This is a genomic window from Streptomyces yongxingensis (assembly GCF_055597465.1).
The window spans coordinates 1,685,502-1,709,609 of the sequence record NZ_CM145717.1 but is presented as its reverse complement, the minus strand read 5'-3'; the positions used below and the strand labels follow the sequence as shown (position 1 = coordinate 1,709,609).

At 73.0% G+C, this 24,108-nt stretch carries 5 protein-coding genes; all 5 read left to right on the top strand.

The window, feature by feature from the left end; all coding sequences use genetic code 11:
- Positions 1–515 precede the first annotated feature (515 nt).
- The 5 genes from ACZ6TD_RS06705 to ACZ6TD_RS06685 all read left to right on the top strand — a co-directional run bounded on the left by ACZ6TD_RS06705 (position 516) and on the right by ACZ6TD_RS06685 (position 24,094).
- Positions 516–3,392 (top strand): helix-turn-helix transcriptional regulator, encoded by a 2,877-nt coding sequence (locus ACZ6TD_RS06705; protein ID WP_471351575.1) that lies wholly within the window; start codon positions 516–518, stop codon positions 3,390–3,392.
- 136 nt (positions 3,393–3,528) lie between these two features.
- Positions 3,529–4,401, top strand: a complete 873-nt coding sequence (gene rfbA / locus ACZ6TD_RS06700; protein WP_471351574.1) for a glucose-1-phosphate thymidylyltransferase RfbA — start codon at positions 3,529–3,531, stop codon at positions 4,399–4,401.
- 13 nt (positions 4,402–4,414) lie between these two features.
- A complete protein-coding gene (rfbB, locus tag ACZ6TD_RS06695) occupies positions 4,415–5,389 on the top strand; it encodes a dTDP-glucose 4,6-dehydratase (protein ID WP_471351572.1) in 975 nt (324 codons plus the stop codon).
- Positions 5,390–5,525: 136 nt separating this feature from the next.
- Positions 5,526–19,010 (top strand): type I polyketide synthase, encoded by a 13,485-nt coding sequence (locus tag ACZ6TD_RS06690; protein WP_471351570.1) that lies wholly within the window; start codon positions 5,526–5,528, stop codon positions 19,008–19,010.
- Positions 19,010–24,094, top strand: a complete 5,085-nt coding sequence (locus ACZ6TD_RS06685; RefSeq protein ID WP_471351568.1) for a type I polyketide synthase — start codon at positions 19,010–19,012, stop codon at positions 24,092–24,094. The genes ACZ6TD_RS06690 and ACZ6TD_RS06685 overlap by 1 nt, the downstream gene beginning before the upstream one ends.
- Positions 24,095–24,108 lie beyond the last annotated feature (14 nt).

Genomic DNA, 24,108 nt, shown 5'->3' with positions numbered 1-24,108 from the left:
GTGGCTTCGGAATTCATCGGCGCGGGAATAGTTATGCCATCTCGCTGTCCGCTTTATGGCATGAGAATTCCTGGCGAATCGCTTGCGGTTACCAACGGCAACAGACATAAGAATCGCATTAGCGATCAAAACGGGCAAATAAATGTTCGAAACGGATCCCGGTGCGCCGCTATCGATGACCACTTGGTGTCGCGGGCAAGGATGTCACGGATTACCCCGGGTGCGGCAAGGGGGTCTCGTGTATGCTGGCCCTTCCGAACAAATGCCCACGTGAACGGGGGTGGCGCAGGGTTGTCAGGGTGTCGGTGCGCTTCGGCTTCACGGTCTTGTCCCACGTAGGGGCGTCCCGCTCGCATCGCTTTTGTTGATCGTCGGGAAGTCCGCTCAGAATTGGTAATTCGTTAACGATGATTTTACGTGCGGCGATGGTGGCGCGACCGGTGGGCGTATAGCTTACTCGGAGGCGTTCGGACTGCCGTGAGCAGTGCTTCGCGTCGCATTCGGGGGTGCGAGCAATGGTGTTTTCATCGGCCAGAGCCAGACAATTCGACGCGCAATTCGAGAGACTTCGGCGGACATTTTCCCGATGCCTGTCCGGGGAGGCGGGCATCGTGCTCGTCGAGGGCGCGGTCGGTTGCGGCAAGACCCATACGCTCGAAGCCGTCACGGCCCATGCGGCGAAGGCCGGAGCCCTCGTCCTCAAGGCATACGGAACCTCGGCCGACCGGGCTCCGCTCGGCACACTGCGCCAGCTCCTGGACTCGCCCCGGCTGCCCAAGGCGACCGCCGACCATCTGCGCCGGGCACTCGACCACGGCGCCCTCGACGCCGCACCGCCCCGGGAAGCCCCAGGTGGCGACCCCGCCGGCGCGAACCCCACCCATGTCCAGGGAGCCCGCGAGTTCCGCGCCGCGCTCCATGAACTCGCCTCCCGCGAACCGGTGGTGATCTGCGTCGACGAACTCCAGCTCGTCGACGCGGCGTCACTTCAGTACCTGCTGTACCTGGCGACCCGTTCGCGGTCCGCCAAGCTCCTCATGGTGTTCGCACAGGCGACGGACAGCGAACAGAAAGACGCCGTCTTCAATACCGAACTGCTGCGCCAGCCCAATTTCCAGCGGCTGCGGCTGGAGCGGCTGTCCTGGGAGGAGACGGCACATCTGCTCACCACTCGTCTGGGACTTCCGGATTCCACCGATGTGGCCTACACCTGGTATGAGGTCAGCGGCGGTAATCCGTTGTTGCTACGCGCGGTGATAGACGATTACCGCACCGCGGGGGCGCCCCCACGGCGCAGCCGCGCAGTGGAGCCCGTGGTGGGCGACATGTTTGTGCAGGCCGTACTCACCTGTGTCTACCGCAGCGGGCGCACCGTCTCCCGGCTGGCCGAGGGCATCGCGGTGCTCGGGGCGTCCGCCTCCCCCGAACTCCTCGGCCGGCTGCTGCGCATCGGCCCCGCCGGAACCCACCGCGGAGTCGCCGCGCTGGACGCGGCGGGCCTCGTCGACGGTCTCGCCTTCCGCCACCCGTATGTCGAGGCCGCGGTGCTGGAGGACATGGACCCCGAGGTCCGGCTGGACATGAACCGCCGCGCCGCCGTCCTGCTGCACCAGGGCGGTGGGGGGACCCTCGCCGTGGCCCGCCATCTGCTCGCCGCCCAAGCCGCCGACGAGCCCTGGGCGGTGCCGCTGCTGCGGGACGCCGCGCAGCAGGCGCTCGCCGAGGACGACGCCAAGCTGGCGGTGGCCTGCCTGGAGCTGGCGTACGCGGCCTGCGCGGACGAGGAGCTGCGGGCCGGGATCAGGATCGGCACCGCCGGGATCATGTGGCGGCTCAACCCCTCGGCGTCCGAGCGGATGCTGGAGGAGCCGCTGGCCGCGCTGTGTGCCGACCGGCTGCCCGCCTCCCACATCGGGCGGCTGATCGAGCTGTTGCTCGCCCACGGCCGGATCGAGGAGGCGCGCGGCGCCATCGGCCGGCTCAACGCCGTCATGAGCAACGCGGGACCCACCTCGATGTCCCAGTTCCGGCTGACCGCCCGCTGGGCCCAGGAGTCCGGTGCGCAGGACCGGCCCTCCGGGGCCGCGGCGCGCCAGGGCGAGGACGGCGGCGCCTCCCGCACGCAGCTCAGATCCCGCAGACCCTCCTCGCTGTCGACCATCACGGCGGCGTTCAGCGGCTTCTTCGGCCGCGGGGGGAGCGAGGAGTCGCCGGTCGCCGCGGCGGAGAAGGTGCTCGAGGTCTCGCCGCTCACCGACGCCACCTTCGAACCCATCGTCAACTCGGTGAACGCGCTGGTGTACGCGGGCCGCCCGGACAAGGCGGCGCCGTGGTGCGACGCGCTGATGGACGAGGCCGAGCGGCGCCGGGCGCCGGGCTGGCGGGCCATCTTCGCCTCGATCCGCGCCGAAATCGCCCTGCGGCAGGGCAATCTCGTGGAGTCGGCGGCCTATGCGACCACCGCCTTGGAGATCGTGCCCGGCCGTGATGGAAGCGTCTTCATCGGCGGCCCCCTGGCCAGCCAGATCCTGGCGTACACGGAGATGGGCAAGCACGACGCGGCGGCGCGGCATCTGAGCCGCCCGGTCCCCGAGGCGCTGTTCAAGAGCATCTACGGACTGGGCTACACCCGCGCCCGCGGCCGCTACTACCTGGCCACCAACCGCATCAACGCGGCGCTCGGCGAATTCCTCATGGCCGGCCGGCTCGCCCAGTTGTGGGAGCTCGACCAGCCGGCGCTGCTGCCCTGGCGGTCGGACGCCGCCGAGGCATGGCTGGAGCTCGGCGACCGGGAGAAGGCCGCCAACCTGGTCTCCGAGCAGCTCGCCAGGAACGGCGCCGGGGACTCCCGGGTCCGGGGCGTCTCCCTGCGGTTACTGGCCGCCGCGGGCGACGTCGAGAACCGGTCCCGGCTGCTCGGCCAGGCCGTGGAGGAGCTGCAGTGCTCCGGCGACCGGTTGGAGCTGGCCCGGGCGCTGGACGATCTGGGACGTACGCTGCGCGGATCCGGGGAGCTGGGGCGGGCCGACGCCATCATGGGCCGGGCCTGGCGGATGGCCAAGGAGTGCGGCGCCGAGGAGCTGTGCGCCCGGATCCGCCTCGACTCCGGTCTGGAGGCCCGGGATCCACGGCCGGTGGTGCGGCCGGTGTCCGGACCGCTCGGCCCGAAACCGGCGGTGCCGCCGTCCCTGGGCACCAAGCTCAGCGAATCCGAGGCGCGGGTCGCCGCCCTGGCGGTGGACGGTTATACGAACCGGGAAATAGCCGCCAGCCTGTTCATCACCATCAGCACGGTGGAACAGCATTTGACGCGGGTGTACCGCAAGTTGAATATCAGGAGTCGGCAGCAGCTGCCGACCGCGCTCCGGGCCCAGGTGGACGAAATCGCCTGAGCGATGACGGGGGCGATGTCCCGCGGAAGGGGTGGCCGCACGCAGCCACCCCTGTTCCATGCCCACCCCTGATTACCCCCCTATCGCCGCGGCAGACCTGGAGCGCGGGCCGACCGCGTTGATAGCTTCTGGCCGTATGAAGGGCATAGTCCTCGCCGGAGGAAGCGGTACCCGACTGCACCCTTTGACACATGCGGTGTCGAAGCAGATCCTTCCCGTCTACAACAAACCGATGATCTATTACCCGCTCTCGGTGCTCATGCTCGGCGGCGTCAGGGAAATCCAGATCATCTCGACCCCGCTCCATGTGGAGCTGTTCCGCGCGCTTCTCGGCGACGGCGGCCGGCTGGGTCTTTCGATCGAGTACGCCGAGCAGTCCGAGGCCAATGGAATCGCCGAGGCATTCATCATCGGAGCCGAGTTCATCGGCGATGACCAGGTGGCGCTGGTCCTCGGCGACAATATCTTCCACGGGCCCGGGTTTTCGAAGATGCTGCACCATGAGGCAAGCCATGTCGACGGCTGTGTGCTCTTCGGCTACGGAGTCAAGGACCCCGAGCGCTACGGCGTCGGGGAAATGGATGAGCAGGGCCGGCTGATCTCCCTCGAGGAGAAGCCGGCCGCCCCCAAATCCAATCTCGCGATCACCGGTCTGTATCTCTACGACAACGACGTCGTGGACATCGCCAAGAACGTACGGCCCTCCGCACGTGGCGAACTGGAGATCACGGACGTCAACCGCGTCTATCTGGAACGCGGAAAGGCCAGACTGGTGGGGCTCGGCCGCGGATTCGCCTGGCTGGACACCGGAACCCATGACTCGCTGCTCCAGGCGGGCCAGTATGTGCAGCTTCTGGAGCAGCGCCAGGGCGTGCGGATCGCCTGTCTCGAGGAGATAGCCTTCCGCATGGGGTTCATCGACGCCGCCGCCTGCTATGAGCTCGGTGCGGATCTCAGCAAGACGGACTACGGACAATATCTGATGGATATCGCGGCCAATAACCGCTGAAGGGTTGTCTCCAGTGCGCATAGTTGTGACCGGCGGCGCGGGCTTCATCGGCTCCCACTTCGTCCGGCAGACCTTGACAGGGGCGTACGCGGCCTGGGCGGACGCCCAGGTCGTGGTGGTCGACAAGCTCACCTACGCGGGCAACGAGGCCAACCTGGCCGAGGTCGCCGACAGCCCCCGGCTGCGCTTCGTCCGCGGTGACATCTGTGACGGCGAGCTCGTCGGCGAGCTGCTGCGCGACACCGATCTGGTGGTCCACTTCGCCGCCGAATCGCATGTCGACCGTTCGATATCCGGCGCCGAGGAATTCGTGCGCACCAATGTCCTGGGCACCCACACCCTCCTCAACGCGGCCGCGAACGCGGAGGTCGGAAAGTTCGTCCACATCTCCACGGACGAGGTCTACGGCTCCATCGAGAGCGGCTCCTGGAGCGAGGAGGAACCGCTCGAACCCAACTCGCCGTATTCCGCCTCCAAGGCGTCCTCCGATCTGCTGGCCCGGGCCTTCCACCGCACCCATGGACTGCCCGTCTGCGTGACCCGCTGCTCCAACAACTACGGCCCGTACCAGCACCCCGAGAAGGTCATTCCGCTCTTCGTCACCAACCTCATGGAGGGCACACCGGTGCCGCTCTACGGCGACGGCGGGAACGTCCGGGACTGGCTGCACGTGGACGACCACTGCCGCGGTATCGCGCTGGTCGCCGAGAACGGCCGCCCGGGAGAGGTCTACAACATCGGCGGCGGCACCGAGCTGACCAATCTGGAACTCACGGAACGGCTGCTCGAACTGCTCGGTGCCGACCGGTCCCTGATCGAGCGGGTGCCCGACCGCAAGGGCCATGACCGCCGTTACTCGGTGGACATCGCGAAAATCTCCGCCGAACTCGGCTACCGCCCCGAGATGTCGTTCGGACACGGCCTCGCGGAAACCGCCAAGTGGTACATGACACACCGCGGTTGGTGGGAACCGCTCAAGAAGGTGTGACCACCCCTACACCCAGGTTAGGGGTGGATGCGGTTAGGGGTGGTTGAGTCGACCCCCACCCCATACCGTCGACTTCCGGATCATGGTCATTCCAGTCGCGTCGTAATCTCAACTGAGAGAAGAGTCTGAGGTCGTGATGTCGGAGAACTCCCTGGTGCGTGACGGGCACATCGCGGTCGTCGGTATGGCATGTCGCGTGCCGGGCGCATCGACTCCGGATCAGTTCCGGCAGTTGCTGCGCAATGGAGAGAGCGCCATCACGGAGATCCCGGCGGACCGGTATGCCGATGAGCTCCGGGACGCCGGTATTCGATTCGGCGGGTTCGTCGAAACGGCAGCCGAGTTCGATCCGGAGTTCTTCGGGATTTCACCCCGAGAAGCACGGGCGATGGACCCCCAGCAGCGACTCGCGCTGGAACTGTGCTGGGAGGCCCTGGAAAACGCCGGACTCGTCCCCGCACAACTCGAGGGCAGCCGCACCGGCGTCTTCATCGGCGCCATCGCCGACGACTACGCGACCCTGGTCCACCGCCGCGAACCGGCCGCCATCACCCAGCACACCCTCACCGGCCTGAACCGCGGCATCATCGCCAACCGGGTCTCCTACGCCCTGGGGCTGCGCGGCCCGAGCGTGGCCGTGGACACCGGGCAGTCCTCGTCCCTGGCCGCCGTGCACCTGGCCTGCGAGAGCCTGCGGCGCGGCGAGACCGAGACCGCCGTCGCGGGCGGCGTCCAGCTCAACCTCGCCCCCGACGGCTTCATCGCCGCCTCCCGGTTCGGCGCGCTCTCCCCGGACGGCCGCTCCTTCACCTTCGACGCCCGCGCCAACGGCTATGTGCGCGGCGAGGGCGGCGGCCTCGTCGTACTCAAGCGGCTCCCGGACGCACTCCGCGACGGCGACCCCGTGCTGTGCGTGATCCGCGGCTCCGAGGCCAACAACGACGGCGGCGGCGACAGCCTCACCACCCCCGCGGCCCACGGGCAGGAGGCCATGCTGCGCGCCGCCTACGAGCGCGCCGGGGTCGACCCCGCCCGGGTCCAGTACGTCGAACTGCACGGCACCGGCACCAAGGTCGGCGACCCGGTCGAGGCCGCGGCGCTGGGCGCGGTGCTGGGCGCCGGCCGGGCGGACGGCGCGCCCCTGCGGGTCGGCTCCGCCAAGACGAACGTGGGCCACCTCGAGGGCGCGGCCGGCGTCACCGGCCTCATCAAGACGGTGCTCTCGCTCGCCCACCGCGAGCTGTTCCCGAGCCTCAACCACGAGACACCGAACCCCGCGATCCCCCTGGATGCCCTGGGCCTGACGGTCCAGACCGCCCTCGACGCCTGGGCCCCGGAGGCGGACACCCCACGGCTCGCGGGCGTCAGCTCGTTCGGCATGGGCGGCACCAATGTGCACATGGTGCTGGAGGAGGCACCCGCCGACGACCCGGCCGCGGAACGCCGGACGGGCCTCGACACGGTGCCGTGGGTGCTCTCGGCCCGCGGCGAGGCGGCGCTGCGGGCCCAGGCGAGGCGGCTGCGGTCGTATGTGGCGGCGCGGCCGGAGCTGGATCCGGTGGACGTGGGCTATGCGCTGGCGCTGACCCGGTCCGCCTTCGGCCACCGGGCGGCGGTCGTCGGCCGCGACCGTGAGGAACTGCTGAGCGGACTGGAGCAACTCGCCGCGGGCGTGGTCCCGGGCGCGGTGGCGGCCAGTGGCGGTACGGCGTTCCTGTTCACCGGTCAGGGCGCGCAACGGCTGGGCATGGGGCGGGAGTTGTGTGCCGCGTTCCCGGTGTTCGCGGCGGTGTTCGACGAGGTGTGCGCGGAGCTGGACCGTCATCTGGACGGTTCGGTGCGGGGGGTGGTGTTCGGCGAGGACGGCGAGGCGCTGGATCGGACGGTGTTCACTCAGACGGGGCTGTTCGCTTTGGAGGTGGCGCTGTTCCGGCTGGTGGAGTCCTGGGGTCTGGCGCCGGACTTCCTGGTGGGGCACTCGGTGGGGGAGCTGGCGGCCGCCCATGTGGCGGGGGTGTTCTCGCTGGAGGACGCCTGTGCGCTGGTGGCGGCCCGTGGTCGGCTGATGCAGGCGCTGCCCGGCGGCGGTGCGATGGTGTCGCTGAAGGTCCCGGAGGCCGAGGTGCTGCCGCATCTGGCCGGTTACGAGGACCGGGTGAGCGTTGCGGCGGTCAATGGCCCGGCGGCGACCGTCGTCTCCGGTGAGGAGTCCGCGGTGCTCGCTGTGGCGGAGGCGGTGGGGGGCAAGAGCAAGCGGCTGAGCGTCTCGCATGCGTTCCACTCGCCGTTGATGGAGGGGATGCTGGCCGAGTTCGCCGAGGTGGCGGGCCGGATCGGCTACTGCGCACCGCGTCTGGCGATCGTCTCCAACGTCACGGGTGAGTTGGCGGGTGAGGAGGTGTGCTCGCCGGAGTACTGGGTGCGCCATGTGCGGCAGGCGGTCCGCTTCGGGGACGGCATGCGGTTCCTCGAGACTCAGGGTGTCACCCGCTATGTGGAGCTCGGCCCGGCCGGTGTGCTCTCCGCCATGGGCCGCGAGTGCGTCTCCGGTGCGGCCGCCTTCGTACCGCTGCTGCGCAAGGACCGCGACGAGACCGAGGCGCTGCTGTCCGGGGTCGCCCAGGTGCACGCTCACGGTGGCGAGGTCGACTGGGAGGCGGTGTTCGCCGGGCGCGGTGCGCATCGGGTGGAGCTGCCCACGTACGCCTTCCAGCGGCAGCGCTACTGGCTGGACACCGACCTCCCCGGCACCGAGGACGCCGCCACCGATGAACCCCTCTCCTGGCGTGCGGAGTTCGCGGCCCTGACCGACGCCGCCGAGCGCGAGCGCGTGGCGCTGGAGCTGGTCCGTACGCACACCGCCTGGGTGCTCGGCTCCCCGGGGCCCGACGCCGTCGACCCCGAGAAGATCTTCAAGGACCTCGGCTTCGACTCGCTGATGTCCGTCGAGCTGTGCAACCTCCTCAGCACCGCGACCGGAACACGGCTCGCCGGGACCGTGCTCTTCGACCACCCCACCCCGCTGGCCCTCTCCCACCACCTCCAGGACGTGGTGGTGGGCTCCCCGGCGTCCGTGGCCCCGCGCCCGGCCGCCACTCGGACCGTCACCACCGACCACGACGACCCGGTCGCGATCGTGGCGATGAGCTGCCGCCTCCCCGGCGGGGTGCGCACCCCCGAGCAACTGTGGCAACTGGTCAGCGAGGGCCGCGACGCCATCGCGGGCTTCCCCGCCAACCGGGGCTGGGACCTGGAGGGGCTCTACGACCCGGACCCGGCCCGCCACGGCACCAGCTATGTGCGCGAGGGCGGATTCCTCTACGAGGCCGACCAGTTCGACCCGGCCTTCTTCGGCATCAGCCCGCGCGAGGCCCAGGCGATGGACCCCCAGCAGCGGCTGCTGATGGAGACCGCGTGGGAGGCGTTCGAGCGCGCCGGGATCGACCCCACCACGCTCAAGGGCAGCGACGCCGGTGTCTTCGTCGGCGCCATGCCGCAGGACTACGGGCCGCGGATGGACGAGGCGTCGGAAGGGTTCGAGGGCTATCTGCTGACCGGTGGCACCACCAGTGTCGCCTCCGGCCGGATCGCCTACACCTGGGGTCTCGAGGGCCCGGCGGTCACCGTCGACACGGCCTGCTCGTCCTCGCTGGTGGCCCTGCACATGGCCGTCCGGTCGCTGCGCCAGGGCGAGTGCTCGCTGGCGCTGGCCGGCGGCGCCACCGTGATGTCCAGCCCCGGGATCTTCGTGGAGCTGAGCCGCCAGAAGGCGCTGTCGCCCGACGGCCGTTGCAAGGCGTTCTCGTCCGACGCCGACGGCACCGGCTGGGGCGAGGGTGTGGGCATGGTGCTGCTTGAGCGGCTGTCGGACGCGCGGCGCAACGGCCACCAGGTGCTGGCGCTGGTCCGGGGCTCCGCCACCAACCAGGACGGCGCGAGCAACGGCCTCACCGCCCCGAGCGGCCCGGCCCAGCAGCGGGTCATCCGGCAGGCGCTGGCCGACGCCGGACTCACCGCGGCCGATGTGGACGCGGTCGAGGCACACGGCACCGGCACCTCGCTCGGAGATCCCATCGAGGCCGGGGCGCTGCTGGCCACCTACGGCCAGGGCCGCGCCGAGGACCGGCCGCTGTGGCTCGGCTCGCTGAAGTCCAACGTCGGCCACCCCCAGGCCGCCGCGGGCGTGGCCGGGGTCATCAAGATGGTGATGGCGCTGCGCCACGGCGTCCTGCCCCGGACCCTGCATGTACACGAGCCCTCGCCGCACGTCGACTGGTCGTCCGGGGCCGTGGAGCTGCTGACCGAGGCGAGGCCGTGGCCGGAGCCGGAAGCCCAGCGGCCGCGCCGCGCGGGCGTGTCGTCCTTCGGCATCAGCGGCACCAACGCACACGCCATCCTGGAGCAGGCGCCGGCCGAACCGGTCGAACCGGCCGCCGGCCACGACGAGCCGCGCCCGGCGGCCCCGGTGCTGCCCGTGCTGCCCTGGGTGCTGTCCGGACGCACCGAACAGGCCCTGCGCACCCGGGCCGAGCAGTTGCGGGACCACCTGGCCGACCACCCCGGCACCGACCTCGCCGCACTAGGCCACGCCCTCGCCACCACCCGTACGGCCTTCGGCCACCGTGCGGTGATCCTCGGCCGGGACCGGGAGCGGCTCCTGGACGGGCTCGGCGCGCTCGCACAGGGCGCCCCGGCGCCCCACGTGGTCCAGGGCGCGGCGGGCGGGCGGCGGAAGACCGTGTTCGTCTTCCCCGGGCAGGGCTCGCAGTGGATCGGGATGGCGCTCCCGCTGTGGGACGCCTCGCCCGTCTTCGCGGAGCGGCTTGAGGAGTGCGCCGACGCCCTGGAGCCGTTCCTGGACTGGTCGTTGCGCGATGTGCTGCGCGGTGAGCCGGGCGCGCCGTCGCTGTCCCGCATCGACGTGGTGCAGCCCGCGCTGTTCGCGGTGATGGTGTCGCTGGCGGCGCTGTGGCGCGGTCACGGCGTCGAACCGGCCGCGGTGGTCGGCCATTCGCAGGGCGAGATCGCCGCCGCGTACGTGGCCGGAGGGCTCTCGCTCCAGGACGCCGCCAAGGTGGTGGCCCGGCGCAGCCAGGCGTGGGCCGAGCTGAGCGGCAAGGGCGGCATGCTCTCGGTGCTCTCCTCGGCCGGGACGGTCGCCGAGCGGCTGCGGCCGTGGAGCGAACGGCTCGGCATCGCCGCCGTCAACGGCCCCGGCACGGTGACCGTCTCCGGCGACCCGGAGGCCCTGGACGCCTTCATGGCCGAGCTCGCCGCCGACGGGGTGAAGTCCCGCCGGGTGCCGGGCGTGGACACCGCCGGGCACTCCCCGCAGGTCGACGGGTTGCGCGAGCGGCTGCTGCGCGAGGTGGCGGGGGTGCGGCCACGCGCCTCACGGATCGCGTACTACTCCACGGTGACCGGCGGGCCGCTGGACACCACGGAACTGGACACCGACTACTGGTACCGGAACATGCGCGAGCCGGTGGACTTCGAGCGGGCCACCCGGGCGCTGCTGGCCGACGGTCACACGGCGTTCATCGAGTGCGCCCCGCACCCCATGCTCGCCATGTCGCTCCAGCAGACCGTCGAGGACGCGGGCGGAAACGCCGCCGTCGTCGTCGGCACGCTGCGCCGGGACGAGGGCGGCCCGGAGCGCTTCGCGGGCTCGTTCGCCGAGGCGTACGTCCAGGGTGTCGAGCCGTCGTGGGACGCCGTGTTCGGGGGCGCGCCGGGGCGCGGTGAGGTTGCCGTGGAGCTGCCGACGTATCCGTTCCAGCGGCAGCGGTACTGGCTGGACAAGCCGGTCGCGGCGAGCGATGTGGCGGCGGCCGGGCTCGACGCGGCCGGGCATCCGCTGCTCGGCGCTGCGGTCCCGCTGGCGGGCGCGGACGACCACCTGTTCACCGGCCGGATCTCCGCGCAGGACCACCCCTGGCTGACCGAGCGCACCGGCCCGGACGCGGCCGTGCTCCCCGGCAGCGCCCTCGCCGAACTGGCGGTCCGGGCGGGCGACCAGGTCGGCTGCGGCCGGATCGAGGAACTGTCCCTGGACGCGCCGCTGGTGCTGCCCGAGAAGGGCGCGGCGGTGATCCAGGTGCGTGTCGGCGTCCCGGACGGCGGGGGCTCGCGCGCCCTCAGCGTCCACGCGCGCGCCGAGGGGGCGGACTCCGACGAGCCGTGGACGCGGTACGCCACGGCGGTCCTGGGCACCGGTGCTCCGGCCGCCGATATCGGCCTGGCCGCGTGGCCTCCGGCCGATGCCGTCCCGGTGGAGGTGGCCGGAGGCGCCGTCGCCGCCTGGCGGCTCGGTGCGGACCTCTACGTCGAGGTCGGGCTGACCGAGGCCGAGGAGGCCGACGCCGGGCGCTACGGACTGCACCCGGTGCTGCTGGAGTCGGCGCTCGACGCGGTGGAAACCCCGGGCGACGGCGGCGGGTCGCGGCTGGCCGCCGCATGGAGCGGTGTCGCCCTGCACGCCACGGGCGCGACGGCGCTGCGGGTGCGGCTGACGCCGACGGGTCCCGATACGTACGCGGTCGTCGCGGCCGACCTGAGCGGCGCCCCGGTGGCCTCGGTGGACCGGCTCGTGCTGCGCGCGGTGGACACGCCCGAACCGATCGGCGGCCGCTCCGCCCTCCACCCGTCGCTGTTCCGCCTGGAGTGGCCCGTGGTGTCCGCCGCGGACACCCCCGCGACCGTGTCCCCGGCGAGCTGGGCGGTGCTCGGCGACGATCCGTTCGGGCTCTCCGCGGCCGTGGACGCGGTGCCCTACGACGAGATGGCGGACGTGCCGGACGCGGTCCTGGTGCCGTGCGTCGCCGAGGGCGACGGCGAGGGCGGTGTGGCGGAGGCGGCCCACGCGGCCACCCACCGAGCGCTGGCGCTGATCCAGCGCTGGATCTCCGATGAGCGCCTCGCCTCCTCCCGGCTGGTGTTCCTCACCCGCGGCGCGGTCGCGGCCGCCCCCGGCGAAGAGGTCCCGGATGTCGCCCACGGCGCCGTATGGGGCCTGGTGCGCTCGGCCCAGTCGGAACACCCCGGCCGCTTCCTCTTGGTGGACGTCGACGCCGAGCCGGATTCGCCGGCCGCCCTCCCGGGCGCGGTCGCCTCCGGCGAACCCCAGTGCGCGGTCCGCGAGGGCCGGGTGAGGGTGCCCCGGCTGGGGCGGGTGCCGAGGGGGACAGGGGCCGCCGAGTCCCCCGCCACCGGAGCTGATGGGGCCACCACCAGGATTGCCTCGGCTACCGAGACCACAGCCACCGGGTTTACCGGGGCCCCCGCCGCCGGGGTTGCCGGGGCCACTGGCCCCGGGGCTGCCGATACCCGGGCTGCCGGGGCTGCCGCCGCCAAGGGGGCCGGTGCCACGGGCACTGCGGCCACCGCCGGAGTTGCTGAGGTTGCCGCCAGCGGAGCTGCTGGGGCCACTGACCCCGGGGCTGCCGGGGCTGACGAGAACGCCGACACCCGGGCTGCCGCCACCAAGGGGGCGGGTGCCACCGGCACTGCGGCCGCCGCCACCGGGACCGCCGTGGCCGACACCGGGGCCACCAGGGTCGCCCCCAAGGCCGCCGGGGCCACCGCCACCCGGGCCACCGGGCCCGCCGACAGCCACCGACCGCTGGACCCCGAAGGCACCGTTCTCATCACCGGCGCCACCGGGACCCTGGGCGGGCTCGTCGCCCGCCATCTCGTGGGCGAGCACGGCGTACGGCATCTGCTGCTGGTCAGTCGGCGTGGGCCCGCGGCCGACGGCATGGACGAACTCCGCTCCGAGCTGGCCGGGTTGGGGGCCAGCGTCGCCGTCGCCGCCTGCGATGCGGCCGACCGGGAGGCGCTCACCGGGCTTCTCGGTGCGATACCCGCCGCGCATCCGCTGACCGCCGTGATCCACGCGGCGGGTGTGCTCGACGACGGCGTCGTGGACGCGCTGAACCCCGAGCGGCTCGACCGGGTGCTGCGGCCCAAGGTGGACGCCGCGTGGAATCTGCACGAGCTGACCGCGGACGGCGACCTGGCCGCGTTCGTGCTCTACTCCTCCGTCGTCGCCACCATCGGCAACGCCGGGCAGGCCAACTACGCCGCCGCCAACGCCTTCCTGGACTCCCTCGCCCAGCACCGCAGGGCCCGCGGCCTGGCCGCCCAGTCCCTCGCCTGGGGCCTGTGGGAGCAGCGCAGCGGCATGAGCGGGCATCTGGACGACGCCGACGTGCGGCGCATGGCGCGCTCCGGCATCCGTCCGCTGCCCAGCGCGGAGGGCATGGAACTCTTCGACGCCGCTCGGGCGGTGGGCGACGCCACGCTCGTGCCCGTCCGGCTCGACCTGGCCGACCTGCGCAAGCGCGCCGCGAGCGCCGCCACCCCCGGCCAGGACGCCGTACCCGCCTATCTGCGCGGCCTGGTCAGGACGCCGGTCCGCCGCGTCGTACGGGCCGGTGGCGGAGGCGGGGCCGCGGAGAGCGACGAGAGCTCCTTCGGGCGGCGGCTGGCCGCCCTGCCGGTGGCGGACCGGGACCCGTTCCTGCTGGACCTGGTGCGGGAACACGCGGCGGGCGTGCTGGGGCTCGCCGCCCCCGACGACATCGAGGCCACCCGCGCCTTCCGGGAGGTCGGCTTCGACTCCCTGACCGCCGTGGAGTTGCGCAACCGGCTGGGCGCCGCCACCGGGCTGCGGCTGCCGACCACCCTCCTCTTCGACTACCCGACCCCCGCCGTGCTGGTGGACCACTTGCGGCGCGAGGCACTGGGCGAGCGGGAGGAAGCGGCGGCCGTGGTCGCCGCCGGCCGCCCCGCCGACGACGATCCGATCGCCATCGTGGCCATGAGCTGCCGGCTGCCCGGCGGGGTCCGCGGCCCCGAGGACCTGTGGGAGCTGGTGGCGGACGGCCGCGATGTGATCTCGACGTTCCCGACCGACCGCGGCTGGAACGTCGAGGAGCTGTACGACCCCAACCCCGATGCGCCGGGCAGGAGTTACGCCAAGGAAGGCGGCTTCCTCTACGATGCCTACGACTTCGACCCCGAGTTCTTCGGGATCTCCCCGCGCGAGGCGCTCGCCATGGACCCGCAGCAGCGGCTGCTGCTGGAGACCTCCTGGGAGGCGCTGGAGCGCGCCGGGATCGACCCGCGGTCCACGAAGGGCAGCACGGCGGGTGTGTTCATCGGCTCCACCGGCCAGGACTACGCCTCGCGGCTGGGCGAGATCCCCGAGGACATGGAGGGGTATCTGCTGACCGGCAAGGCCGCCAGTGTGGTCTCCGGCCGCATCGCCTACTCCCTCGGCTGGGAGGGCCCGGCGCTCACCATCGACACCGCGTGCTCCTCGTCCCTGGTCGCCATCCATCAGGCGGCGCAGGCGCTGCGCCAGGGCGAATGCTCGATGGCACTGGCGGGCGGCACGACGATGATGTCGACGCCGAGTCTGTTCATCGAGTTCAGCCGGCAGCGCGGGCTCGCCCCCGACGGCAGGTCGAAGGCGTTCTCCTCCGACACCGACGGCACCAGCTGGGGCGAGGGCGTCAGCATGGTGCTCCTGGAGCGGCTGTCCGACGCGCGGAGATACGGCCACGAGGTGCTGGCGCTGGTGCGCGGCTCGGCCGTCAACCAGGACGGCGCCAGCAACGGCCTCACCGCCCCCAACGGCCCCTCCCAGCAGCGGGTGATCCGCCAGGCGCTGGCGAACGCCGGGCTGTCGGCCGCTGAGGTGGACGCCGTCGAGGCCCATGGCACCGGCACCACGCTCGGCGACCCGATCGAGGCCCAGGCCATCCTCGCCACCTACGGCCAGGGCCGGGAGGCCGAACGGCCGCTGAGGCTGGGCGCGTTGAAGTCCAACATCGGCCACACCCAGGGCGCGGCCGGTGGCGCCGGAGTCATCAAGATGGTCATGGCGATGCGGCACGGCCTGCTGCCCAGGACGCTCCACGTCAAGGAGCCCACCCCGCACGTGGACTGGACGGCCGGGGCCGTCGAGCTGCTGACCGAGGCCAGGGAGTGGCCCGCGGGCGAGCGGGTGCGGCGCGCCGGGGTGTCCGCCTTCGGCATCAGCGGCACCAACGCCCACCTCATCCTGGAGGAGCCGCCCGCCGACCCGGCCACCGAACCGGAGCCGGAGCCGTCGGTGCGCACCGACGTTGTCCCGTGGGTGGTGTCCGGCCGTACCGAGGGCGCGTTGCGCGCCCAGGCGGAGCGCCTGCGGTCGTATGTGGCGGCGCGGCCGGAGCTGGATCCGGTGGATGTGGGCTATGCGCTGGCGCTGACCCGGTCCGCCTTCGGCCACCGGGCGGCGGTCGTCGGCCGCGACCGTGAGGAACTGCTGAGCGGACTGGAGCAACTCGCCGCGGGCGTGGTCCCGGGCACGGTGGCCGACGACGAGGGCAGGACGGCGTTCTTGTTCACCGGTCAGGGCGCGCAACGGCTGGGCATGGGGCGGGAGTTGTGTGCCGCGTTCCCGGTGTTCGCGGCGGCGTTCGACGGGGTGTGCGCGGAGCTGGACCGTCATCTGGACGGTTCGGTGCGGGAGGTGGTGTTCGGCGAGGACGGCGAGGCGCTGGATCGGACGGTGTTCACTCAGACGGGGCTGTTCGCTTTGGAGGTGGCGCTGTTCCGGCTGGTGGAGTCCTGGGGTCTGGCGCCGGATTTCGTGGTGGGGCACTCGGTGGGGGAGCTGGCGGCCGCCCATGTGGCGGGGGTGTTCTCGCTGGAGGACGCGGCCGCTCTCGTCGCAGCGCGTGGTCGGCTGATGCAGGCGTTGCCCGGCGGCGGTGCGATGGTCTCCCTCCAGACCCCGGAGGCTGAGGTGCTGCCGCATCTGGCCGGTTACGAGGACCGGGTGAGCGTTGCGGCGGTCAATGGCCCGGCGGCGACCGTCGTCTCCGGTGAGGAGTCCGCGGTGCTCGCTGTGGCGGAGGCGGTGGGGGGCAAGAGCAAGCGGCTGAGCGTCTCGCATGCGTTTCACTCGCCGTTGATGGAGGGGATGCTGGCCGAGTTCGCCGAGGTGGCGGGCCGGATCGGCTACTGCGCACCGCGTCTGGCGATCGTCTCCAACGTCACGGGCGAGTTGGCGGGTGAGGAGGTGTGCTCGCCGGAGTACTGGGTGCGCCATGTGCGGCAGGCGGTCCGCTTCGGGGACGGCATGCGGTTCCTCGAGACTCAGGGTGTCATCCGCTATGTGGAGCTCGGCCCGGCCGGTGTGCTCTCCGCCATGGGCCGCGAGTGCGTCTCCGGTGCGGCCGCCTTCGTACCGCTGCTGCGCAAGGACCGCGACGAGACCGAGGCGCTGCTGTCCGGGGTCGCCCAGGTGCACGCTCACGGTGGCGAGGTCGACTGGGAGGCGGTGTTCGCCGGGCGCGGTGCGCATCGGGTGGAGCTGCCCACGTACGCCTTCCAGCGGCAGCGCTACTGGTTCGACCCCGCCACGCCGGGAACGCCGACCGCCGCCGCCACGGACGCGTCCTCCGTGGAGGCCCGCTTCTGGGAGGCGGTCGAGCGCGAGGACCTGGAGGCGCTGACCACCACCCTGGAGATCGACCGGCAGGCGCGGCTCGGCGAACTGCTGCCCGCGCTCTCCTCCTGGCGTCGGGGCCAGAGCGACCGCGCCACCGTGGACTCCTGGCGCTACCGGATCACCTGGTCCCCGGTGGCCGTGGAGGAGCGTACGGCGCCGCTGTCCGGCACCTGGTGGGTGGCCGTGCCCGACGGCCGGGCGGACGGCGCGCAGGTCGCCGCCGTGGCGGCCGCCCTCGACCGGCGCGGGGCGCGCGTCGTGCCCCTCACCGTGGCCACGAGCGGCCGTGACGCGCTCGCCGGGCGGCTGCGTCACGAGGCGGACACCGGTGGCACACCGGCCGGTGTGCTCTCGCTGCTCGCCCTCGACGACGGCCCGCACCCCGAACACACCGCGCTCAGCACCGGTCTGGCCCTCAACGTCGGGCTGATCCAGGCGCTGGGCGACGCGGGCATCGCCGCCCCGCTGTGGCTCGCCACCGCCGGCGCCGTGTCGGTGAGCGGATCCGATCCGCTCGGCAGCCCCGCACAGGCCGCCACCTGGGGCCTCGGCCGGGTCGTGGCCCTGGAGCACCCCCAGCGGTGGGGCGGTCTGGTCGACCTCCCCGGGCACCTCGACGAGCGGACGGCGGACCGGCTGTGCGCCGCGCTCTCCGGCATCGCCGGTGACAGCGGTCCGGAGGACCAACTCGCCCTCCGCGGCGCCGGGGCGTTCGTCCGGCGGCTGGTCCGGGCGCCGCTGCGCACACCGGGCCGGGAGAGCTGGAAGCCGCATGGCACCGTGCTGATCACCGGGGGCACCGGCGGGCTCGGCGCCCAGGTGGCCCGCTGGCTGGCCCGCTCCGGTGCCGAACACCTCGTGCTCACCAGCCGCCGTGGCATGGCGGCGCCCGGCGCCGCCGAACTGCGCGACGAGCTGATCGCGCTGGGCGAGGGCGGTGTCCGGGTGACGGTGGCGGCGTGCGACGTCCGCGACCGCGACGAGGTGGCGGCGCTGCTGCGCCGGATCACCACCGGGGGCGACCCGGTGCACGCCGTCTTCCACGCCGCGGGCGTCGTGGAGTTCTCCCAGCTCGCCGACAGTACGGTGGCCGACTTCGCGGAGATGGCCGACGGCAAGGTGCTGGGCGCCGCCCATCTGGACGCGTTGCTGGACCAGGACCACCTCAAGGCGTTCGTGCTCTTCTCGTCGATCGCCGCCACCTGGGGGAGCGGCGGACAGAGCGCTTACGCGGCCGCCAACGCCTGCCTGGACGCGCTCGCCGAGCACCGCGAGGCACGCGGTCTCCCGGCCACCTCGGTGGCCTGGGGCCCCTGGGCCGACCACGGCATGATCGAGCACGGCGAGGTGGCGGAACACCTCAGCCGCCGTGGCCTGCCCGCGATGGCACCGGAGCTGGCGGTGGCCGCGCTGAGCGAGGCGCTGCACACCGGCGAGACCTCCCTCGTCCTCGCCGATGTGCGCTGGGACCGCTTCGTCCCCGGATTCACCGCCGCACGCCCCCGGCCGCTGATCGGCGAGCTGCCGGAGGTGCGCGACGCCCTCGCCACCGCGGCGGCTCCCGACACCACCGGGCCGGACGACGTGGCGGACACCTTCCTGGCGAGCCTCGCGGGCCTGACGGGCGAGGACCTGGACCGCGCCCTGCGGGACCTGGTGCACGCCCAGGCGGCGGCCGTGCTCGGCCACTCCTCGTCCGACGCGGTCGCCGGCGGCCGCCCGTTCAAGGAGCTGGGCTTCGACTCGCTCACCGCCGTCGAGCTGCGCAACCGGCTGGCCGCGGTCACCGGACTCGACCTGCCCGCCACCCTCGTCTTCGACTACCCGGCGCCCGCGTCACTGGCCGAGTACCTCCGCGGCGAGCTGCCGTCGGCCCGCCCGGCGGACGCGCGCACCCTCTTCGACGACCTGGACCGGTGGGAGTCCGCGCTGCCCGAGCTGATGGCCGACGACGGGGTGCGGGAGCGGCTGACGGGGCGTCTGAACGACCTCATGGCGAAGTTGGGCGGCACGCCCGGGGACCACACCGGCGGGCCGTCCCCCGACACCGGCCTCCTCTCCGCTACCGCCGACGAGGTCTTCGACTTCATCGACAACGAATTCGGGGCTTCCTGATGGCGAACGAGAACGAAGAGAAACTCCTCACCTACCTCAAGCGGGTCTCCTCCGACCTCAAGCAGGCCCGTGACCGGCTGGAGCGGATCGAGGCCGACGAGCGGGAGCCGATCGCCATCGTCGCGATGGGCTGCCGCTTCCCCGGCGGCGTCCGCTCGCCGGAGGACCTGTGGCGGCTGGTGGCCGAGGGCCGGGACGCGATCTCGGAGTTCCCCGCCAACCGGGGCTGGGACGTCGAGGGACTCTACGACCCCGACCCGGGCCGGTCCGGCACCTGCAACACCCGCGAAGGCGGATTCGTCCACGACGCCGACCAGTTCGACCCGGCCTTCTTCGGCATCTCCCCTCGCGAGGCGCTGGCCATGGACCCGCAGCAGCGGCTGCTGCTGGAGGTGTCCTGGGAGGCGATCGAACGCGCGGGCATCGACCCGCTCTCGCTGAAGGGCACCAGGGCCGGAGTCTATGTGGGGCTCGCCTCGTTCCAGTACGGCGGAGACCCGCAGTACGCCCCGCGGAGCGTCGAGGGCCACCTGCTGATCGGCAACGTCTCCAGCGTGGCCTCCGGCCGGATCTCCTACACCCTCGGCCTCGAGGGACCGGCCATCACCCTGGACACCGCGTGCTCGTCCTCGCTGGTGACCATGCATCTGGCGGCCCAGGCGCTGCGCCGCGGCGAATGCTCGCTGGCGCTCGCCGGAGGGGTGGCGGTCATGGCCACCCCGGGTGTCTTCGTCGAGTTCAGCCATCAGCGCGGGCTGGCCGCCAACGGCCGCTGCAAGTCCTTCGCCGCGGGCGCCGACGGCACCGGCTGGGGCGAGGGCGCGGGCATGGTGCTGCTGGAACGGCTGTCCGACGCCCGCCGCAACGGCCACCCGGTCCTCGCCGTGCTGCGCTCCAGCGCCATGAACCAGGACGGCGCCAGCAACGGCCTCGCCGCGCCCAACGGCCCCGCCCAGCGCCGGGTCATCGAGGCGGCGCTGACCGCCGCCGGGCTCACGGTGGACGACGTCGACGCCGTCGAGGCCCACGGCACGGGCACCGCGCTCGGCGATCCCATCGAGGCGGGCGCGCTGCTCGCCACGTACGGCAAGGGCCGCACCTCCGGCCATCCGCTGTGGCTGGGCTCGCTCAAGTCCAACATCGGCCACACCCAGGCGGCGGCCGGGGTCGGCGGCGTCATCAAGACGGTGATGGCGCTGCGCCACGGGACGCTGCCCAAGACACTCCACGTCGAGCAGGCGTCCCCGGCCGTCAACTGGTCCTCCGGCGCGGTCGAGCTGCTGACCGAGGCCCGGGAGTGGCCCGAGCGTGGCCGTCCGCGCCGCGCCGGGGTGTCCGCGTTCGGCGTGAGCGGCACCAACGCCCATGTGATCCTCGAACAGGCCCCGCCGGTCGGGGAGGACCAGGGAGACGACGCGCCCGCGCTCGATGCCCCCGCCCTCGACGGGACCGCGCTCGGCGGCTCGGCCGTCCCCTGGGTGCTCTCCGGCAGGAGCGAAGCGGCCCTGCGGGCGCAGGCGGAGCGGCTGCTGGCGCATCTGAACGAGCGCCCCGAGGTGTCCCCGGCAGACGTCGGCCACTCGCTCGCCACCGGACGGTCGGCCTTCGAATACCGCGCCGCGGTGGTGGGCACGGACCGCTCCCGACTGCTGGGCCACCTGGAGGCGTTGGCCTCCGGAGCGGTGTCCGTAGGCGTGGTGCGTGGCGAGGGCGCGGCGGTGCCGGAGGCCCGTCCGGTGTTCGTGTTTTCGGGGCAGGGGTCGCAGTGGGTGGGGATGGCGGTGGGGTTGCTGGATGCTTCGCCGGTGTTCGCGGGTCGGTTGGCGGAGTGTGAGGTGGCGCTGTCGGGGTTTGTGGACTGGTCGTTGGCTGAGGTGTTGCGGGGTGGGGGTCCGGGGTTGGGGCGGGTGGATGTGGTGCAGCCGGCGTTGTGGGCGGTGATGGTGTCGTTGGCGGAGGTGTGGCGGGCGTGTGGTGTGGTGCCTGCCGCGGTGGTGGGGCATTCGCAGGGGGAGATCGCGGCGGCGGTGGTGGCGGGTGCGCTGTCGCTGGAGGACGGGGCCCGGGTGGTGGCGCTGCGCTCGCAGGCCATCGGGCGTGGGCTGGCCGGACACGGCGGAATGATGTCCGTGTCCCTGCCGGTCGAGGAGGTGCGGGAGCGGATCGCCGCCTGGGACGGCCGTATCTCCGTGGCGGCCGTCAACGGCCCCGGCGCGGTGGTGGTGTCCGGTGACCCGGAGGCGCTGCGTGAACTCCGGGCGGAGTGCGAGGCGGAGGAGGTCCGGGCGAAGCTGATCCCGGTGGACTATGCCTCGCACTCGGCCCAGGTGGAGAAGATCCACGGCGAGCTGCTGCGGATCCTCGCCCCCATCCGGCCGCGCACCTCACGGATCGTCTTCCACTCCACCGTCACCGGTGAACCCCTCGACACCGCCGGGCTCGACGCCGCCTACTGGGCGCGCAACCTGCGGGAGACCGTACAGCTCGAAGCGGCCACCCGGGCGCTGCTCAGCAGCGGTCACCGGCTGTTCGTGGAGGTGAGTCCGCACCCCGTGCTGGCCGCCGCCATGGAGGCCACCGTCGAGGCCGCCGAGGGCTCGGCCGCCGTCATCGGCACCCTGCGCCGCGAGGAGGGCGGCCCCGAGCGGATGCTGCTCTCGCTCGCCCAGGGCTATGTCCACGGCGCGGAGGTGGACTGGCGGGGGCTGTTCGCCGGGCGGGGAGCCAGGCGCGTCGACCTTCCCACGTACGCGTTCCAGCGCGCCCGTTACTGGGTCGAGCCCCGGACCGGGCCCGTCGCCGAGGCGGCCACCGGCCCGGCGGAGGCGGAGTTCTGGACCGCGGTCGAGAAGGCCGACCTGGACACGCTGACGGCCACACTGGGCGCGGACGCCGACGCGCCGCTCAGCGAGGTGCTTCCGCTGCTCTCGTCGTGGCGGTCCCGGCTGAGCAACCAGGCGGTGCTCGACTCCTGGCGCTACCGCATCGGCTGGCAACCGCTCGACAGCCAGCGGACCCCCGCACTCCCCGGCCGCCTGCTGGTGGCGGTGCCCGCCGAGGCTTGCGCCACTGATACCGAGGGTGCCGGGGCCGGGGCCACCACCACCGGGGCCGCCTACGCCGGGCCCGCCACCGCCGGAGCCGTCGACAACGGGGCTGCCGAGGCCAGGCCCGCCTCCGCCGGGCCCGCCTCCGCCGGGCCTACCGCCACCAAGACCGCCACCACCGGCCCCGCCGTCACCGGACCCACCAACACCAGCCCCGACACCACCGAGGCCATCACCGCCGGGCTCGCCGCGCTCGGCGTCGAGATCGTGCCCATACGCATCGGCCCGGACGACACCGACCGCGCCCGGCTCGCCGCCCGTATCACCGAAGCCCTGGGGGATGCCGGGGCGCCCGGCGGTGTGGTGTCCCTCCTCGCTCTCGACGAGACACCGCACCCGGAACACCCCGACGTCACCACCGGATTCGCCACCACGCTCGACCTGGTGCGGGCGCTGGGCGAGGCGGGCGTCGACGCGCCCCTGTGGTGTGTCACCCGTGGCGCGGTCTCCACCGGTGGCGCCGACCGGCTGGAAGCCCCCGCGCAAGCCCTGGTCTGGGGCCTGGGCGGTGCGGTCGCCCTGGAGCATCCGCAGCGCTGGGGCGGGCTGGTCGATCTGCCCGGGACGCTCGACGAGGGTTCCCTCCGGGCCCTCGCCCGCGCCCTGACCGGTCAGGACGGCGAGGACCAGCTGGCCATCCGCGCCTCGGGCACCCTCGCCCGGCGGCTCAGGCGGGCCGGGGCCAGCCGCTCCGGTGAGCGCTGGCAGCCCCGCGGCACCGTCCTGATCACCGGCGGCACCGGTGGCGTCGGCGCCCAGATCGCCCGCGGGCTGGTCGACGAGGGCGCCGACCACGTGGTGCTGGTCAGCCGCCGCGGGCCCCGGGCCCCGGGCGCGGCCGAGCTGGAGGCCGAACTGGCCGAGCGCGGCGCCCGGGTGACCGTCGCCGCGTGCGATGTGGCCGACCGCGAGGCGCTGGCACACCTGCTGGACCAGGTCATGGGCGACAGCGCGGACCACCCGCTCACCGCCGTGGTGCACGCCGCGGGCGCGCTGGACGACGCCACCGTGGACGCGCTCACTCCCGAGCGGATCGAGGCCGTACTGCGCCCCAAGGTGGCGGGCGCGCGCCATCTGCACGAGCTCACCCGGGACCGGGAGCTGGACCTCGACGCGTTCGTCCTGATCTCCTCGATCGCCGGCACCGTGGGCGCCGCAGGACAGGGCAACTACGCGGCGGCCAGCGCGTACCTCGACGCGCTCGGCCAGCTGCGCCGCGCGGGCGGCCTGCCCGCCACCTCGGTGGCCTGGAGCGCCTGGGCGGGCGGCGGAATGATCGACGGCGAAGTGGCGGACCAGTTGCGACGCCGTGGCGCGCCGCCCATCGACGGCGCACGGGCGCTGGAGCTGCTGCGGCAGACGGTCGCGCACGACGACGGTTTCCTCGTCGCGGCCGACATCGACTGGGGCCGTTTCGCACCCGCCCTGTCCGCCACCCGCCCGCTGCGGCTGCTCGCCGACCTCCCCGAGGCGGGCGGCACTGGGCAGGACCCGGCCGGAGCGGAGCGGGAGGAGGCCGGTGGCGCCGCCGTGCTGCGCACGCGGCTCGCGGAGCTCAGCCCGGCGGACCGCCACACCGCCCTGGTGGAGCTGGTGAGCGAGCAGGCGGCCGCGGCCCTCGGCTACGCCGACGCGGGCGCGGTCGAGACCGGACGGGCCTTCAAGGAGCTGGGCTTCGACTCGCTCACCGCCGTCGACTTGCGCAACCGGCTGAACGCCGCCACCGGGCTGCGGCTGCCGGTCACCCTCGTCTTCGACTACCCCACCGCCGACGACCTCGCCGTGCTGCTGCGGGAGGAACTCCTGCCGTCGGGCGGGGAGTCCGTGGACACCGCGGCGCTCGCCGAGCTCGACCGCGTCCAGTCCACCCTCGCCGCCCTGGAGCTGGACGACATCGAATCGGCCACGGACGACGAGATGTTCGAGCTGCTCGACGGAATGTTCGAGCTGCTGGGCCGGGATCTGACGGCCTCATGAACCGCCGCGCCACC

What these genes read in the sequence shown, in the direction of transcription:
- ACZ6TD_RS06690 (WP_471351570.1), top strand. Translation starts at nt 5,526, where the DNA reads ATGTCGGAGAACTCCCTGGTGCGTGACGGGCACATCGCGGTCGTCGGT.
- ACZ6TD_RS06705 (WP_471351575.1), top strand. Translation starts at nt 516, where the DNA reads ATGGTGTTTTCATCGGCCAGAGCCAGACAATTCGACGCGCAATTCGAG.
- rfbA (WP_471351574.1), top strand. Translation starts at nt 3,529, where the DNA reads ATGAAGGGCATAGTCCTCGCCGGAGGAAGCGGTACCCGACTGCACCCT.
- ACZ6TD_RS06685 (WP_471351568.1), top strand. Translation starts at nt 19,010, where the DNA reads ATGGCGAACGAGAACGAAGAGAAACTCCTCACCTACCTCAAGCGGGTC.